The sequence below is a fragment of the Paraburkholderia ginsengisoli NBRC 100965 genome (assembly GCF_000739735.1).
Taxonomy (GTDB): Bacteria; Pseudomonadota; Gammaproteobacteria; order Burkholderiales; family Burkholderiaceae; genus Paraburkholderia; species Paraburkholderia ginsengisoli.
The window spans coordinates 1-16,161 of the sequence record NZ_BBJF01000030.1 but is presented as its reverse complement, the minus strand read 5'-3'; the positions used below and the strand labels follow the sequence as shown (position 1 = coordinate 16,161).

Below are 16,161 nucleotides of genomic sequence, written 5' to 3'. Positions count from 1 at the left end.
ATCAACCTCCATCATTGGAATCGTCATCGGCCTTCGGCAGATGACAGTGCGCAGAGAAATCGAGCTCGTGTTCCACCTGGATTCGCACCCGTGCGCCCTGCGCGACGGTGAGCGTCGGCGGGATGTTTGCGTAGCCGCTCAGCAGCTGCTGCGACGACTGGGCGAGCGACGACTGCACGTTCTCGCGATACATCGCGGCCGAGTTACTGTTGTCCATGCCGGACACGCCGACATTCGATGAACCGGCGCCGAGAATGGACAGCACCGCGCTCATGCCGAGGATCTGCGCGTAGTGATTGTCGACATCGCCGTCCAGACCGCTCGACCCGAGCTGGTCGGCCACCGTTGAATCCAGCTCGATCTTTTCGCCGTCGGGTCCAGGCAGATAGGCCGTGGCAGTCGCGACAAAGGTCCGCTCCTGGCCTTTGCGCACCGTCGAATTCGGCTTGCCGGTAATCCGTGTGCCCCACGGCAGGAGCGGAATGCGCCCCTCTTCTCCGTACACATCGCGATCGAGCATGATCGCGATCGCACCCGGCAGATCGGACACAATGCGCGGCACCATGTGGCCTTCGAGCACCTTGCCGGGCCGGATCTTGCATTGCAGGTTGGCGTCGGTCTGCACCTTGAACGACGAGTCGTTCTGGTCAGAAACGGACCGGGCGAATGACGAATTGGCGTCGTTCGGCCCGGCGCCCTTATGCGCACCTGCCTTGCCCTCGTCTTTGGGTTGGTCAGCCGCTCCACCGTCGCTGTCGCCGCTGCCCGCTGTGCCCGCAAAGACGTCCGAATGAATACGCGCCTGGCGCATCGCCTCTGCTTTCTTCGCGGCGGCCTCCGCCTCCTGCCGGCGTCGTTGTGCCTCCCGACGCTCCGCTTCGGCGATGGCCGGATCGACCGCCGGCGCGGAGGCCGGTGTTGCGGCTGACGCGACAGCGGGCGCACTCGAATGCGCGAGCGGCGCCGGGCGCGGTGCGTTCTCCGCGATCTTCGGCCTCTCCGCGGCAGGTGCCGCCGTCGGCGTGGAGTGATTCATCCAGAAGAAGCCCACACCCAGCAGCGCCATCGCACCCAGCGAGCCATAGACGAATATCGTCTTCTTGCGCTGCGCGACCGGATTCGCCGCCAGTGACGTGCGCTTTAACTGATCGGCCGCATCGCTCCGTGACTGACCCGCAGCGGCGTCGTGGTCGTCCGGTTCGAACGGCGCGGTCAATTTCCACTCCCGAAAGTGGAACGCGTACTGGTCGTCGCGCCGGTCGCCGCAGCGGTGCTGCGCGTCACGCACAGAACACGGTCGCCATCACGCAGCGAGAAGCCGTTGGCCATCTGCTCGACCACCAGATACGGCCCTTCGCGACGTACGTTCGGGCGCGCTTCCGTCCCGTCGTCCTCGACCGTATAGACGTTGGGCTTGGCCTTGTCGGCCTTGAACAGGAAGTAGGTGAACTGGCCGTCATCACCCACGCTCTGCAACCCGAACTGGCGCTCGTCGCCCGAGACCTTGTAATTCCGGTTCACCAGCCGCGGCGGCGAAAAGCCGAGATCTCCGGCCGCGGCCGTGTCGTCGCCGTCCGTCTGCCTATCCGACGGCTGCCCCGGATAGACAAAGCGTACAGCAAAGGTCACGTTATTGACGTTCTTCGATCCGGACAGACGGAAGTAGTAAACACGGCTGTTCGTCGTCACCGTCAGATTGGTGCGGGCATCGTCTTCGACCGGCTTGAGCACCAGGTGATTACGGAATTTCTTGATCTCCCAGCCGATCGTGTCACCGACCGCGGTATTCAGGATCTTCTCGCCGGGTGCAAATTCGACAGTCGTCGCATAGCCATACACGCCCGTGAGCTCGTACACCTGATTCGGGTCGTAGATGATCTCGCGCACGCGGCTGTCGCTCGACAGCGGGTGAGGTGCGCGTGCCGCGAGCGCGGACGGTGACAGGCCGGCGAGCGTGCACGCCATCACGCCCCCGATCGACGCTGCAAGCAGTTTTTTGCAAAGGACATTCATATCGCGTCTCTCCTTACTGGACCGGCGCCGGTGACGGCGGACCAGGTTCGTTGTTCTCGTCATTTGCCAGCACGATGAATCCTGTGCCGTTGATGTACCGGTCTTCCGGCGCAAGCGCCTGTTTCACAAAGTCGTAGCGCGTAACCAGATGCCAGTAAGCGATCCTGGGTTCGACGGCGTTCGCAACGAAGGTGGTAAAAGTCACTTCAGCCTTCTGGCTGTCGCGATCCAGAATCCGGATGCGGATGTCCCTGACGCGGCGCAAAGCTGAATCGGGAATGCTGTAGTACGGGTTGTCCTTGTTTTTCGCGTCCATCTCGTGCATGAACTGCGCGGCAACCTGTGACGACGAATGGAGGACCACGTAGTGAATGTGATCGTCACGGAACGCGCGATTGAGGGTGTAGCGCTCGGTCACGTAGCGGGCGAGCTCCTGTTCGATCACCGCGTCCTTTCCGTTCAGCACGGCCGGCGTGCCGATCTCGCTTTTGGCGACGTGCCCCTTTTCGTCAAGCGTCAGCACAACTGGCGGCACGTACGACTGGTTGGCTTTTTCCACCACGCTATAGAGCAACGACAAACCGGCAATCGGCCATGCGGCAAGCGCCAGCAGATAGGCACGATTACGCGACACCCGGACCGACTCATACGACTCCGCGCGCGGACCGCGCGGCGACTGTTCCGGCGTATCCACCTGCTCCTGCTGTACCGGTTGCTTGACCGGCGTCGCCCGGCCCGTTGCTCGTTTCAAACTCAACGTCACCATTTCGCCCCCTCACCCGCTGTATTGATGTTCTGCCCCGGCTGGCCCGCGCCCGACGGTGGCGACTGCATTGCGCTCGCCGGCCCCTGGTTCCCCAACATCCGTTCGATGCGATCGAGCTGCTGGCCCTGACTCGTCTGCGTCTGTGCGAGGGAGTTCAGGGTCGGCGCAATTCCCGCCCCGGCTCCGCCGCCCCGGCCGCCACCGAAGAGCTTTGTCAGCGTGCTGGAAACGAGCATGCCGCCAGCCATTTCGGCCATCCCCCCGGCGGCCGCGCCGCTTGACGCCAGCGCCGAAGCGAGCGGCTTCACGCCGAACCACACGAACAGGCACATGAAGCCCTGCAGGATGAACGCCGCAGCGACGTCGGCCGCCGTGACATCTGCTGGCGCAATCTTCATCACGCCCATCGCATCGCTCATAAGCTCCTGCGCAATGCCGAAGCTGAAGACCACGCAGATGCCGAGAATTACGCCGACCAGCGCGAATTTCAGCTGCGCCGAGAACCAGTTCATGCCGTAGCCACGCGTAGCAGTCCAAAACAGTGTCGGCAGAAAAAGCGGGCCCATGACTGTCGTAATGGCCAACCCCATGTATGAGGCGGCCTCAAGGAAAAGCACCAGCACCACCAGGAGGCAGTCGATGGCCTGCATCAGCAGGCCGAGCGCGATGATGCCCATGTTCTGCCAGGAGGCCGACATCAGATAACTCGCGATCGCGGTGAAGTGGTCATGCATCGTGTCCATGTACTGCACGATGCTCTGCCCGCCCATGAAGATTGCGGTCGTGTCGTCACGCAGCTGGGTGAAGAAGTGATAGATCGCGACGCCGCCCGTGCTCCAGTTCAGGCCCGTGAAAATCGACATGATCGTCAGCGCCATCCGGACGAGCGGCCAGACATCGGCCGGGTCCCGACCGGAATGCACACGGATCACCTTCACCCCAACCCAGATCATCGCGATCAGCACGGCAATCGGCATGACCTTCGCTGCGAGCACGGGATAGTTGGTCGCTAGCAGGGTATCCGCCTTCGTTTTGACCTTAGCGAAAATCAGGTCAAGGAAGGCATCAGGGCTTGCGGTTGCGAGGGCCATGTTCTTATCTCGATTGCAGTGACACTTCACGCGCGACTTCACAGTCGCGTGCATCCGGCGAATCGGACATCGGATTGACGCCATGTTCGCTGCAGTCGTGCCACCGGGCCTTTGCCTCGGCGACATGCGCCTTGTAGTACGAGTACGTCTTTCCCGAAAACGCGCTCGACGGCGTCGTCGCCAGCACCGGTTCTGACGCGGCCACGGGCGCCGCGTCCGGTCGCACCACCTTGATCGTCACCAGTCCCCCTATGACGAAACCGCCCAGCAGCGCGGCAAATACGATTCCAATCATTCCCGACTTCATCTGTCTCTCCTGATACGGTTGCCGCGACCGCCTACGCGTGGCCCGGCAACGAATGAAATTCACACGCACACGGCGACTTCGGAATTGCTCCGGTATGCGCACACCCCGTCAGCACCACTGCCGCAACGACAACCAGGTACGTCACGAGTCGTTTCATCAAAGCCTCACTGGGTCTGGCCAAAGAACTGTTGACGCGATGCCGTCGCCTGATTGCTGGCGTTCAGCTGGTTCGCGCTCAGGTTTGCGTTAAGCGCCTGCAGCTTGGTCTGTGCGGACTGGGCCATGCCGAGTTCGGCAGTCATGCGGTTCTGCAGGTCAGCCGCGTCTTTCACATTCGTGGTTGTGTCGACCTGCTGGGCCAGCTGCTCGAAGTTGGTCAGATGTGTCTGCGCCTCGGCATACAGCGACTGGCCACCGGCGAGTCCCGCACGAACCGAATCGGTGCTCATCTTGTAGTTCGATCCAACCGACGCGTCCGTGAACGACGAGGGTGCGACCGTCTGAATAGTCTTTTCGACGGCCGCCTGTACCGAACCGTACGCACCGCTGGACTGCTGCGACGTCACGTCCTGCCAGCTGCCCGGCACGACTGACGCAGCGCTCACGGCGCTCGACAGTCCCTGTGCGCCGCGGCCGTACGAACCAATGACCGCGGCATACTGGTTCTGCAACGTCTTGATCTGGCTGTCCAGCTTGGCGAGTTCCTGTGTCTGATTCGCAAGGCTGTCCGTCAGTTGAGCCTGCTCGATGACATTGACCGTGGGAATGCCGGTTGCAAACGCAGCTTGCGACGCGGCGCAGACCAGCATGATTCCGGCTGTGGTGAATTTCATTTTTTTCCTACTCCTTGACTAAGGACGTCCGACGTTATGCGTGCGCTCGGCAAGTGCACGCTCCATGAAAACCGGTACCCATTCACTGGGTTCGTTGGTGTCAAGCTCCTCACGAACACGATTCATCAGCGAAACGGATTTGTCGTTCGACGACAGCACAGCGGTTAGCTGGGGCATATCAGACATGTCGAACGAGGCCCGCACGCTCACGCCGTTACCCTTCTTGATCAGAACCTTGTAGTCGGTCGGGTTGGCCTGCCTGATGAACTGGAACTCGCTTTCCGAAAAATCCAGGTTGTCGATGTAGTCACGCCGGTCCGCCTTGTCGTGGGCCAGGTAGAAGCTCGTGACAGCCTGGTTTTTGACCGCCGGAACCGGGTGATAAAGTGCGCGCGCCTCCGGCGTGATAAACCCGGTGACGCAGTTGCGACGCCGGAACGTTTCGCGGTAGGTTTCGATCTTGTTCTGCCAGAACGGTGTGCGGATCAGCATCTGCGCTTCGTCCCAGATGACAATCGCAGGCGAACCATCAAGCGACTGCTCGATACGATGTGTCAGGTAGTTCAGGAGGATTGGAAGCTCGGGACGGGCCTCCTTGTCCTTCATCAACTCGCGCATTTCGTACCGGTAGTGCCGGTGACGCGTGATATCGAGCGTGTCGTCCTCGTTGTCGAACACCGCGGCGTTGGCTCCGCCGCTATGCCACACCGCCATCGCCTCATACAGGCCCGAGTTGCGCGCCCCAAAGCGCCACGCCAGATTCCTGAGCCGGCGATCGGCGAACTTCGTTTTGGTGTCGTCAAAGTTGTCATTGACGGCCTGCGCGATACGCTTCACGTCGTCGACCGTGAGTACGTAGCCGTAGCACGTGGCCATCGTCTGGAAGAGTTCGCGCAATATGGCCGCGTTCTGTTCCGTGGCGGGCATCTTGCAGGGATTGCCAAGCGATCGGGACAGGCTCAGGACGATGTCCGCTCCACCCATAGCCTCATTGAATACCGTCCCGCCATTTTCCCGGTCGAACCAGTGCACCCGCGGCTCAACCTTGTCGGCCATACACACCAGCAACGCCGCGAGCAGTGTCTTGCCTCGCCCGGTCAATGCCGACATATTGAAGTGACCCGGTACCATGCCGGGACGCTCTTCATGGAAATTGACGTGATAGCCCGTCTTCCCTTCGGTCGGCAGTACCATCAGGCTTTCGCCCCACAGGTTGCCGTCGCGCTGCCCCTGCGGGAAGCTGTGCATCGACGCGAAACTCGCGAACTGGATCGTCTCGATCTTGCCGACCCGCCCGTTGTGCCGCTTCGTCGCGCCGGGCACCTGCGACCACAATGCGCGCTCCATCCCGCTCGTTTCGATCACAGGCGGCACGGCCCAACCCTTGAAGCACTCTCCCACCTGGCCCACCGCCAGCAGCAGGCGTTCAAGTGCATCCTCTTCCGCACGCGCCGTCCGGCCTTCGATCGGCACGTGCACCACCACGCTCATGTGATGCTCGCCCGTCACTGCCGAATTCGCGGCCTGCCGCTCCCGCATGGCCGTAATGTCCGCCGCCATGCCAGCAGTCACGCGATCCTGCGACAGGCGCGCTTCACTCGTTGCCGTTGCGCGAGTCGCATCCAGCTTGTCGATCGGAAAGAACTTCTGCGTGATGATGAATTCGGCCGGCAGCGACTGGAAGCGATCGGCCATCCCCGCCATCGCACCATCCGGCCAGCGTGACATGGCCAGCACCTGACCCAGACGTCGATGGTTCAGTCCATCGATCTCGAATACCTCCTTGTCGAGCACCGGATTGCGACCGAAGTGCATATACGCGGTCGCCATCGCCTGCGCGAGATTGAACGGATTCGCCAGCACAGGGCCGTCTTCAAGCGTGACGAGGTAACGCAGAAACCGGGCGATTTCGCAGCACTCGCCGATCTCTTCCGTCACCTTGCCGAGCCGTCGGGGCGCGTAGTGCGCCAGCGACTTCATCACCGAATCGACCTTCGATTCCAGATCCCGCACCTGCCGGGCCTCCGATTCCAGCTTGCTATTGGCGCCGGTGAAATCAAACAGCCGGAAAAAGCTGTCGAGCTTGCCGACCATGCCGCTGTAGTGCCGGTACCGCACGACCGCGATGTAAATCTCGTGCTGATAGAGCGCGCCCTTTTCGAAACGCTCCTTCATCCGCGAATACACGTAGTTCGCAAACCAGTTCCGGTACGTGCCGCCAGGCCAGCGGTTCGATGCGCGGCGCACGTCATAGACGTAGATGCCAACGTTGCTGTCGGCAATCGATTCGAGTGCCGTATTACGCTGGTACTTATAGGCATCGACGCCCTGGTCATCCAGCATTTCGGAGTAGAGCCCCTGAACCCGGATGATCTGGATCTTGGCCCCATCCTTCGTGCTGAGGGTGTGATCGTTGTAGTAGGCATCGACGCCGAACGGCAGCTCGCGGGACGCGTTCAGATCCGCCGCGTCGTCGCGATCCGCCTCCGACTGATAGGCAAGCGGCGAAACATCCAGATGCCGGCTGAGAAAATTAGCGGGGTGCATAGGTCTTGGCTCCCCCCCATTTTTTGAGGCTACGCGGCTTCGCAGGCGTGCCAGCGCTGCTATACACCACGCTCATCCTGAAGATGTCTTTCGCCGTGACCAGATACGACACCACAATCAGAAATGGAATGGCCAGCATCACCGGCCACCATTTGAGGAACATGAAGGCGACCGTCGGCAAGGCGAACGAGCCGAGCAGCAGTTCGGCAAGGCAGCCCCCAATCATCCAGGGCTGCACCATGCCGCGAGGGATACGGTGCACTTCGCGCATATCGGCCTCAGATGCTCATTGCCGCCTGTTGCTGCGCGTAGTGAATCAGCGCCGGGATGCCGAAGAAGCAGAACGCTGCAACCGCGGCAATGACAGCGGTTTTCATCTGCGCCCAGCCTTTAGCCACCATGAGCACCAGTACGCCGAGTGCGATCATGAGGATGTAAGGCCCGGCGCTGATAAAGATGAACTGCGCGAAGGTCTGCAGGTAGGTGGTAAGTTCCGAAAACGACATGAGGCATCTCCAATCTGTTGATACAACGAAACGAGCGCAGGCTATTCGCCACACGCCTCAATACGCGGACCAATAGTCCACGCCCTGCTCCCATCGGCTCTGCCAGTGGGTCAGATACTGTTGTGCCTTGGCTGGGCAGTTCCACACGACGAGCGCGTTTTCGCTGTTGTAGCGTTCCGCTGCCTCGGTGTAATTGAAACTGCCGGTCTGAATATGTTCGCCGTCGATCACCATGTACTTGTCGTGGTGAATGCGGTACGCATCGATCGTGCGTGTCGGGATGCGAGCCTCGACGAGATGGTTGAGTGCCGCGCGGGCATGGTCGGTACGGTCTTCAATGAGGTTGTTCTTCATGTCGACCACAACCTGGACGTCGACGCCGCGGCGTTTGGCCGCGATAAGACGAGCCACGATGTCACGGGAATTGAACGAATACGCGGCGAGCTGGATCGTGCGCTGGGCGGAGTCGATCGCCTGGTCGACCAGAACAGTCGCCGTTCCCTCGGGAGAGAACCCTGGGCTGGATAGCTCGCAGTTCGCGTGAGCCGGCTGCACTGCAGTCTCACCGATCGCCCTGCTATTCGGATTCCGCAACTCTCCTTTAGCAATGAAGGTTGCCGTCAGTGCAAGCAGGGCCGTTCCAATCAGAGCCTTCATTTGAATGTCCCAAGGGGAAGTGGTGTAGACAAATCCTGACGTTAAGAGTCATTTTCACGATTAATATTGCCTGTTGCGTCACTTTACTAGCCGCAACTAGCGTGTCAAGTCACGTATGTTGAAAACATTGTCAAATGTTGCGCGTGAGGTCAGTAATCGGTACAGTCGGCAACCAAAGGAGCGACACCGAGATATGCCCGATAACGACATGCAGACAGATTCACTTGCTATCGCCAACCGCGTTCGCAATTTGATGGAGCGACACGGCGTAACGAAACGCGCTCAAGCGAGCGAGTTAAGCCGGATACTCAATCTCAGCTTTTCGGCTGCGAGCCGGAAGATGAAAGGTCAATTGCCGTGGGATCTGAAGCAACTCGGGTCGGTTGCTACGCACTTCGGCGAAACGCCTGGTGTTTTGGTGGAAAGCAACGTAGATCTTGAAGAGTCGATCACAGGCGAGGGAATGCTGATGGTGAGCCCTCGCCCGCTGCCCTGCTCGGTGTGGATTGGCGATGAACTAACTGGCGGCCGATCCGCCGATCTGGTAGCAATCCAGTCGCGCGGCGCATGGCAGATCTACCCTGCCGAAATTGCTCCAGCAGGCCGTATTTTCAATGTACTGTCGGTCGAGATACGACCTAACCTGCCGCAGCTCGAAAAACCAAGTATCGCGGTCCTCGACGACGATATCGATACGCACGCGGCCAACAATGTCTGTGACTATCTAAACGATCACGGCCTGAACGCCACACCGTTCTACGATCTGCTCAGCTTTCGCGAAGGCCTGAAGAACACCACGTTCGACGCTTTCATAATCGACTGGCTCATCAACGATGACACTGCTGAGGCCGCGATTGTCGATATCCGGGCGGCGGAGAATCCATCGGCGCCGATTTACCTGCTGACTGGGCAGTTGAAAAGCGGCAAGGCGCGCGTTGACGACATCGCCCGGGTAGTTAAGCAGTTTGGCTGCAAGTGGATTGAAAAACCGGTCCGCATGCCCATATTATTTTCGGAAATCTCTAATGAACTGGGCCGATCAGCTAGCTAGCCGCGAAGCTGTAGCGTCCAGTCGTCAACGATCAGTTTCTGATACGCACGGTCCACTATTCCCAGATCACCCTCTCGCGCACTAGCCTGTATTCCCTGGATCTCTGGAAGCGGAAGGTTTATGGCCGCGCAACTCTCGTAGTCGCGCACACGTAGATCAGACTGAATCGTCGTGAAAAATGCCACTGTCGGCACGTCGAAGCCAGCCGCTATATGAACGGCTGCCGTGTCAGAGGTCACCAGGCAGTGGGCATTTTTCACCCACGCGAAAAAGGCAGCGGTGTCTGTCGATAAGCTACTAATGTCCGTATAGTGCTGGTGGTCTACTTTGCCAAAGCCAAGTACGGGAAGGTGAAATCTCTGCCAGAGCCAATTTACCGCTTCGGCTCGAAACGAGTGTGGAATGCTGCGCACAGGCGTGCTGGCGGTTGGACAGAACAACGTATATTCCTTGCCTGACCATTCCGTGCGCGACACCGGCAGCTCTATTTGCTTAAGCCAACCATTGGACTTGTCTTTCGGGCTCACATCATCCGGTGCGATACCAAGCGCCCACAGAAAAAAATCTATCATGGGCATTGATGAGAAATTCGGCCAGAACAGATGGTTACCTAAATCGATGCGGAGTTCATCGTCGGGCAGGGAATCGATATCGACGGGGAGATTCACAACCGGCCCAAAAATCGGTGTCGCCAGTTCGTACAGCTGCCTGACATACGCGGGGGCGTGACCCGGACGGTAGATAACAAACGAGAGCCCCGGGTGCATTTTCTTGATCAACGCTAGCGCCGTGAGCCCAATAATCGAGTCCCCCAACGTGACGCCCATCCCGTTGATGACATGAACGCGCGTCAGGCGCGAGTAGTCAGCTTCCAACGGTGCGACGTTCGCATTTTTGATTGCCGGCACAACTGAAAGAGCACGATATCCTTCTGCCGCAACGTTGGCTATCTCAAGGTCATAGGAGGCGACAATCTCACCATCGCGCGATAGCAGCGAACCGGCATTCGTAAGCGCCGATGTTTCGTCCAGAAAAGTCATTGATCAATCACGTTCGTTAAATTCAGGTCGGCTTCCCAGCTGCAAACACGTCCAGTAGAGCCTGCTTCAATACAGAGTTGCGTACAGGTTTGTGCAGGTGTTGTGTGAAGAGTGCAGCGCCGCTGTCCTCCAGCAGTTCCCGGGAAAACGCACTGATGCCGATGATAGGAACGTCCCTATTCGATCCTGCCGTGGCTCGTACCTTTCGAGCGACGGCAATCCCATCTTCCCCCGGCATCTGCACATCCAGCAACACAGCGTCATACGTGGTCTCACCTAGCGCTGCCAAAGCCTCGCCCGCATCGCCCGCAACATCCACATGAGCGCCAAATGATGACAGCACGTCTGCAAATGACTCTCTTGCGGATTCCTGGTCATCCACGATAAGCACCCTCTTACGTTCGATGATCGCAGTAATCTCCAACTCTGTGTCATCGGCCTCTGTGGCGGCCGCGGCCGCTTTGACGGGCAACGACACTGAGACCTTCGTTCCCCGCCCCGGTTCGGTTTCGATATTGATCAACCCTCCGAGCAGATCAACCAGCCCCTTTACGATCGTAAGGCCAATCCCTGCTCCGTCGTTCGTCCTCGTGTTGGACTGGTCCAGCTGGGTGAAAGGCTGAAATATATAACCGACAGACGCCGCAGGTATGCCTGGGCCGGTATCTTCCACTGAAATGTCGAGGATTGCCCCACTCTTTGACGGCTTCACATCGAGCCGCACAGAAATTCGACCAGCATCCGTATACTTGACCGCATTCGATAACAGGTTCCCGACTATCTGACCAATACGATCTGGATCTGATAGGTACCAGCCACCGCCGTTGACGACCGATGCAACCACCTCCAATCCTTTGCCTTCGGCAGACGCCATCACGTCGTCAATCGTCGAGCCAATCACGGTTGCCGGTTGAAATTCACGCTCTCTGAGAGTAAGGCCTCCGGCTTCCAGGCGTGCGAAATCGGTCAGATCTTTCATCTGTGTTTCTAGCCTGCCCGCTGCCACAGCCAGCCTCTTGATCAACGTCGCATCTCGCTCCGCAAACCTTCGCTCCAACAACGTGTCGGTGACACTAACAATGCTTTGCAGAGGCGTCCTCAGTTCATGCCCAATCATCCCGAGGAACGCGTTTTTGGCGCGCGCTGCATCCCGCTCTGCTTTCATCGCCGCGCGCTGCTGGAACGTAAGTCGCCTACGATCGACACCAAGCATGACCGCCAGTGCGACAATGCAGGCCAGAATCACCAGCAGCCCCAAACTGCTTATGAAGAACAGGTACCGCTTACTGATCAAGTCATCGTAGACCCGATCGCGTCGCTCGATTTCGGCCTCGCTCACCCGGTCTGCGATGACAGCCAGCGGGTCGTCAATCTCTGCAAGGAGAAACGACAAGTCGATGGATTTATGAGGATCTTGCGGCAGTTGCTCGACAGCGGGCCTCGCCTTCTCGATTACCGCACCTATTTTTGCGATCGCGTCCCGAAAGGTTGCATTGCCGCTAAAAATCTGTGTGGCATCGGATGGTGTGGCCAACACGGCGTATTTCGATTGCAACACATCAAAGCGCAACTGTACCGACCGAAAATCCGCCCTGCCTGCGCCGTACAAGAAAAGGCAGTTCTTGGCCTTGTTAGCCGCAATCTCCAGTTGCGCCACGGGCCAGTAGTAATTCTCCTGAGGGCCAGCCAGCGCCTTGAGACTTGCTGGCGACAGGAGCAGCGAATACGCGAAATAGACCCATATCCCGGACGCGCAGAATAGAAGAGCAATCGCGACGCCGAGGGCTCTTTTGACTCCTAGCCGGCGAAGGAAAGTCATTCAACAACAATTTTATAAATTTGCCACACAAATCGCGCCTCGATTGATGCCCGGTTCAGGTCCTCCTGATTGTCATCGCGCGGATAAATCAGCATCAGTGGTCCAAAACCTTTCTCTTCCAGCGGCTTGCCGTCCCGCTCATACGCCATGATCACGCCGTATTGTTTTGCATCCGAAAGCGGAACATCGTGCTTGTAGTTATCAAGCGCATAGACGTGCATCACCTTCCCGCGTGCACCGGCTTTCTGAAGGATGCTCTCCAGGGTCGGCCCACGCCACACACTCACCGGCGTCCAGTTGGTCGACGTTTTGATCGTCCTGCTCTCAAGCCCAAGCAAATCGGCACGGGTGAAATGGTACGTGTGCGTACTGGCATCAGTTACGTTCGCAATGTTTCCTGTCACGTCCAGGCCCATCGGGGCGGTCTGGGCACGGACCTGAGAAAGGCTGGACGCAAACAACAACAATGCAATTCCGAGATATCTCACCACAGCCTCCATTTGTGTTTATGTGCCGAGTATGTATGCCGGACCCAGGAGCACCGCTCCACCACTTGCCCGGCATTTCGCAGCAATATAAGGCATCTTCGACGCCTTGGCCCGCTTGAGCTTGGCAGGCCAACGACACAATAAGGCACTTGCGCGTATCTGCTACCATCGAATTACCACCACAAAGTTAAATTCAAAACCCTGCATGGCAAACGACAGATCACCGACCCAGGAAAGCTTAAACGACATCCTTCTGGACCTCCGTTCATGTCAGGATGAAATCACGATTGCTCGCGCAAAGCGTGTGACCATTGATAGCGCGCCGATGCTGGCGCGTATCGATAGCCTCGCCAATCGAGGCCACGCCTTGTGGCCGCAAGGCGAGGAACATCGCGGGCCTGCGTTTGAAGACATCCTGCGCGTCAAGGCAGACATTCAAAATTTGGCGGTCGAGTGCAGACGCGCCCTGTCCTCCTGACAAGATCGGCACACGTAAAAATGCTGACCCGGGTGGGGTCGGCCAGAAAATCCAAACCATTCCAGCTGGCCGGTACGGCGTTTAAAGTCCGCGGTCAAGTTTTCGGCTATCGATACATATTGTCAATATATATTTGTTATTGATGGCCGCCCACATTGCAGCCCACTCTCGCCCAAATAGGATTTCTAATGGCGACCGAAGACGCCCAAAGACCGGTAGCTTGGGTGAGCACGGTGCTTCAAACGCAAGCCTCGACAAGTTGACTGCGCAAGCCCAAATCCTGACGAGGCCGATCACGTTGCCGCCAGATAAGCATCGCATCACGAGAATCTTTTCAGGATCAGAAATCATGCCCTTGCCACTCCGCCCCGTTGCTTTCGTTCTGGCTGCGTCCAATCATGGGAGCATGATTGTGAATCGCAATGATCATCACGTCGACGCCGCCAGCCGTTCCTACGGGGTTGGCTTCCAGATACTCGACAAGTCAAGTTTTGACGAGAGTGAAGTAAACCTGGTACTGACATTGCTCGACTGTCGTCGCAAACATTTCGGCAACGGTGTCGTCGCCATAGACGGCGGAGCCAATATCGGCGTGCACACAATTGAGTGGGCGCGACATATGCACGGCTGGGGGCATGTCCTGGGACTCGAGGCACAAGAGGTTTTGTATTACGCCCTGGCGGGTAACGTGGCGTTGAATAACTGCATGAATGCACGCGTGAAGCTTGCGGCACTCGGCGAGCAGTGCGGCGAGCTGGTTGTACCGCAACCGGACTATTTCATGCCGGCGAGCTTCGGCAGCCTGGAACTGCGCCGCAACCCTGACAACGAATTCATCGGGCAGCCAATCGCCTACGACGCCGCAGCCTGCAACACCATTCCAATGGTCAACCTGGACTCTCTTGGTATAGAACGACTAGACCTCCTGAAACTGGATGTAGAAGGCATGGAGCTCGAGGTCTTGCGTGGCGGCCGGTCTGTGATTGCGAAGCACCGACCGATTATGGTTATTGAAGTCTTAAAATCTGATCGCGCGGCGATCGAGGAATTTGTCAGCGGCTTCGGCTACCGTGTTTTTCCCGCTGGCCGTCTGAACATCGTTGCCGTGCATGCGACGGACCCGACACTCAATCAGATCACCATCAAGAACGGCGAGCCAATTGTGGCGACGAAGTGATGAGGACAAAGCGCCGACCTCTGCCGGTCACTTGCGTCGGCCGGCCAGTAACTCCTCTACCATGCGCAGGCTCAGCGGAAAACGGTAGTACAGCCACACCGCATAGCTGATCACATCGGAAGGAAACCGGTAGCCGGCAAGGCTGTGGCCATCACCCAGTGAGAGCTTCCAGCTCTTCTCGCCCAGTTCTTGATGTTGCGATGATCCTGCCCGATCACGTTGTTCAGATACTTCGACGATCGCAACGTAAGCGCCCGGTCATCCCATCTTGAATTGCGTGGAGTGTCTTGGGAGCATCGTGTCTACTTAAATAGGTGGACACGTGAACACTATTGAAGAAGCAGCGGCGCCAGGCCGTCGACGACGTCGGCGCTACAGTGTCGAGTTCAAGGCTCAGGTTGTGGCAGCTTGCCAGGGGCCCGGGGTGTCGCTCGCGGCTATCGCGTTGCACCACAAGCTGAACGCCAATCTGCTTCGCCGTTGGGTCGAGCAGGCCGAAACGAACGATTGTGTGCTCGTGGCGCGTAGTGACCTGGCAGCGCCACCGCCACCGCCAGCGGCGCCGGCACTGGAATTTGTACCGCTGCCACTTGAGACGCGAAACACGCGTACAGCCGAGATTCGCGTCGAGGTGCGTCGCGCGGACCTTTCGATAACGGTTAGTTGGCCAACCTCGGAGGCAGCGCAATGCGCCGCGTGGCTACGCGAGTGGCTCGCATGATCCGCATTGACCAGGTGTGGCTGGCAGTTGACCCGCTGGACATGCGGGCTGGCTTTGATACGGCACTGGGTCGGGTGATCACCGTGTTCGGCGCCGCGCATCCGCACCATGCTTACCTGTTCGCCAACCGGCGGGCCAACCGCTTGAAGGTTCTGGTTCACGATGGAATTGGCATCTGGCTGGCAGCGCGACGGCTCAATCAGGGGCAGTTCACTTGGCCGCACGCTGGTAGCGAGCCAAAGCAACACGCGCTCACACAGGAACAACTGGCCGGCCTGGTGGTGGGTTTGCCATGGCAGCGCATCGGCGTGGACGGTGTGATCCGTGTCATTTGAAGACGCCAGGGACGTAAACTGTCGCGCTTTCGCGCTCTCCGGGGTTCTGGCAGACTCGTCTGCATGGACCTGCCAGCCGACCTCAACGCTCTTAGCCCGGAACAGTTGCGTGCGCTCGCCACACAACTGATTGCGCGCGTCGAAGACAGAGACCGGGAGATCGAGGAGAAGACCCGGGAGGTCGGTGAGAAGGAGCGTGAGCTACGCTACCGGCAGACCCGGATCGACCAGTTGACCCACGAGATATCTATTCTCAGACGTTACCAGTTCGGCAGGCGTAGCGAGCAGCTCAGCAGCGATCAGATGAACCTGCTGGATGAGGCGATTGACGG

19 protein-coding genes are annotated in these 16,161 nt (G+C 58.7%); 6 read left to right on the top strand and 13 right to left on the bottom strand.

The genetic code is table 11. The features are described 5' to 3' along the window. Window position 1: 1 nt before the first annotated feature. The 10 genes from BGI01S_RS28160 to BGI01S_RS28115 form a co-directional block, all read right to left on the bottom strand. A complete protein-coding gene (locus tag BGI01S_RS28160) occupies window positions 2-1,216 on the bottom strand; it encodes a TraB/TrbI/VirB10 family type IV secretion system protein (protein WP_052400540.1) in 1,215 nt (404 codons plus the stop codon). Continuing rightward, window positions 1,213-2,013 (bottom strand): TrbG/VirB9 family P-type conjugative transfer protein, encoded by an 801-nt coding sequence (locus BGI01S_RS28155; protein WP_042329687.1) that lies wholly within the window; start codon window positions 2,011-2,013, stop codon window positions 1,213-1,215. The genes BGI01S_RS28160 and BGI01S_RS28155 overlap by 4 nt, the downstream gene beginning before the upstream one ends. 13 nt (window positions 2,014-2,026) lie before the next feature. Next, on the bottom strand, window positions 2,027-2,764 hold the full coding sequence (locus tag BGI01S_RS28150; protein WP_232624496.1) for a VirB8 family type IV secretion system protein: 738 nt from the start codon (window positions 2,762-2,764) through the stop codon (window positions 2,027-2,029). A gap of 8 nt (window positions 2,765-2,772) precedes the next feature. Beyond that, window positions 2,773-3,870, bottom strand: a complete 1,098-nt coding sequence (locus BGI01S_RS28145) for a type IV secretion system protein (protein ID WP_042329686.1) — start codon at window positions 3,868-3,870, stop codon at window positions 2,773-2,775. A gap of 4 nt (window positions 3,871-3,874) precedes the next feature. After that, window positions 3,875-4,165, bottom strand: a complete 291-nt coding sequence (locus tag BGI01S_RS30710; RefSeq protein ID WP_167335686.1) for a hypothetical protein — start codon at window positions 4,163-4,165, stop codon at window positions 3,875-3,877. Between the two features lie 176 nt (window positions 4,166-4,341). After that, entirely contained in the window at window positions 4,342-5,010 is a 669-nt protein-coding gene (locus BGI01S_RS28135) for a TrbJ/VirB5 family protein (RefSeq protein WP_042329684.1), read from the bottom strand. An 18-nt stretch (window positions 5,011-5,028) separates the two neighbouring features. Beyond that, window positions 5,029-7,557: a VirB4 family type IV secretion/conjugal transfer ATPase gene (locus BGI01S_RS28130; RefSeq protein ID WP_042329683.1), complete on the bottom strand. Its 2,529-nt coding sequence runs from the start codon at window positions 7,555-7,557 to the stop codon at window positions 5,029-5,031. Further along, on the bottom strand, window positions 7,544-7,828 hold the full coding sequence (locus tag BGI01S_RS28125; protein ID WP_042329682.1) for a VirB3 family type IV secretion system protein: 285 nt from the start codon (window positions 7,826-7,828) through the stop codon (window positions 7,544-7,546). Before BGI01S_RS28125 ends, BGI01S_RS28130 begins: the two co-directional genes overlap by 14 nt. A gap of 7 nt (window positions 7,829-7,835) precedes the next feature. Continuing rightward, window positions 7,836-8,063, bottom strand: coding sequence for a hypothetical protein (locus tag BGI01S_RS28120; protein WP_052400539.1), 228 nt, complete (start codon window positions 8,061-8,063; stop codon window positions 7,836-7,838). Window positions 8,064-8,120: 57 nt separating this feature from the next. Then, entirely contained in the window at window positions 8,121-8,720 is a 600-nt protein-coding gene (locus tag BGI01S_RS28115) for a phospholipase D family nuclease (protein WP_052400538.1), read from the bottom strand. 193 nt (window positions 8,721-8,913) lie between these two features. Between BGI01S_RS28115 and BGI01S_RS28110 the strand changes: the two genes are divergently transcribed. Then, a complete protein-coding gene (locus BGI01S_RS28110) occupies window positions 8,914-9,771 on the top strand; it encodes a helix-turn-helix domain-containing protein (protein ID WP_042329681.1) in 858 nt (285 codons plus the stop codon). On the opposite strand, the gene BGI01S_RS28105 is transcribed toward BGI01S_RS28110, so the two are convergent. The 3 genes from BGI01S_RS28105 to BGI01S_RS28095 are packed head-to-tail and all read right to left on the bottom strand — an operon-like array spanning window position 9,768 to window position 13,118. Next, the gene (locus BGI01S_RS28105; protein ID WP_042329680.1) at window positions 9,768-10,811 is read right to left on the bottom strand and encodes a glycosyltransferase family 9 protein; all 1,044 of its coding nucleotides are present in this window, start codon (window positions 10,809-10,811) and stop codon (window positions 9,768-9,770) included. The genes BGI01S_RS28110 and BGI01S_RS28105 overlap by 4 nt on opposite strands. A 22-nt stretch (window positions 10,812-10,833) precedes the next feature. Continuing rightward, window positions 10,834-12,630: an ATP-binding response regulator gene (locus BGI01S_RS28100; RefSeq protein ID WP_042329679.1), complete on the bottom strand. Its 1,797-nt coding sequence runs from the start codon at window positions 12,628-12,630 to the stop codon at window positions 10,834-10,836. Then, the gene (locus tag BGI01S_RS28095) at window positions 12,627-13,118 is read right to left on the bottom strand and encodes a putative pterin-binding protein (RefSeq protein WP_167335685.1); all 492 of its coding nucleotides are present in this window, start codon (window positions 13,116-13,118) and stop codon (window positions 12,627-12,629) included. Before BGI01S_RS28095 ends, BGI01S_RS28100 begins: the two co-directional genes overlap by 4 nt. A gap of 205 nt (window positions 13,119-13,323) precedes the next feature. Here BGI01S_RS28095 and BGI01S_RS28090 point away from each other — a divergent pair, with 205 nt between their 5' ends. The 5 genes from BGI01S_RS28090 to BGI01S_RS28075 all read left to right on the top strand — a co-directional run. After that, complete coding sequence (locus BGI01S_RS28090) at window positions 13,324-13,596, top strand: hypothetical protein (protein ID WP_042329677.1); 273 nt, start codon at window positions 13,324-13,326, stop codon at window positions 13,594-13,596. Between the two features lie 349 nt (window positions 13,597-13,945). Then, window positions 13,946-14,773, top strand: a complete 828-nt coding sequence (locus BGI01S_RS28085; RefSeq protein WP_042329676.1) for an FkbM family methyltransferase — start codon at window positions 13,946-13,948, stop codon at window positions 14,771-14,773. Between the two features lie 322 nt (window positions 14,774-15,095). Continuing rightward, complete coding sequence (tnpA, locus tag BGI01S_RS29935; protein WP_255219798.1) at window positions 15,096-15,494, top strand: IS66-like element accessory protein TnpA; 399 nt, start codon at window positions 15,096-15,098, stop codon at window positions 15,492-15,494. Next, entirely contained in the window at window positions 15,491-15,829 is a 339-nt protein-coding gene (tnpB, locus tag BGI01S_RS28080; protein ID WP_042329705.1) for an IS66 family insertion sequence element accessory protein TnpB, read from the top strand. The genes tnpA and tnpB overlap by 4 nt, the downstream gene beginning before the upstream one ends. A gap of 63 nt (window positions 15,830-15,892) precedes the next feature. Then, window positions 15,893-16,161, top strand: a 269-nt coding sequence (locus BGI01S_RS28075) for an IS66 family transposase (RefSeq protein WP_042329675.1), incomplete at its 3' end; no start/stop codon positions are given.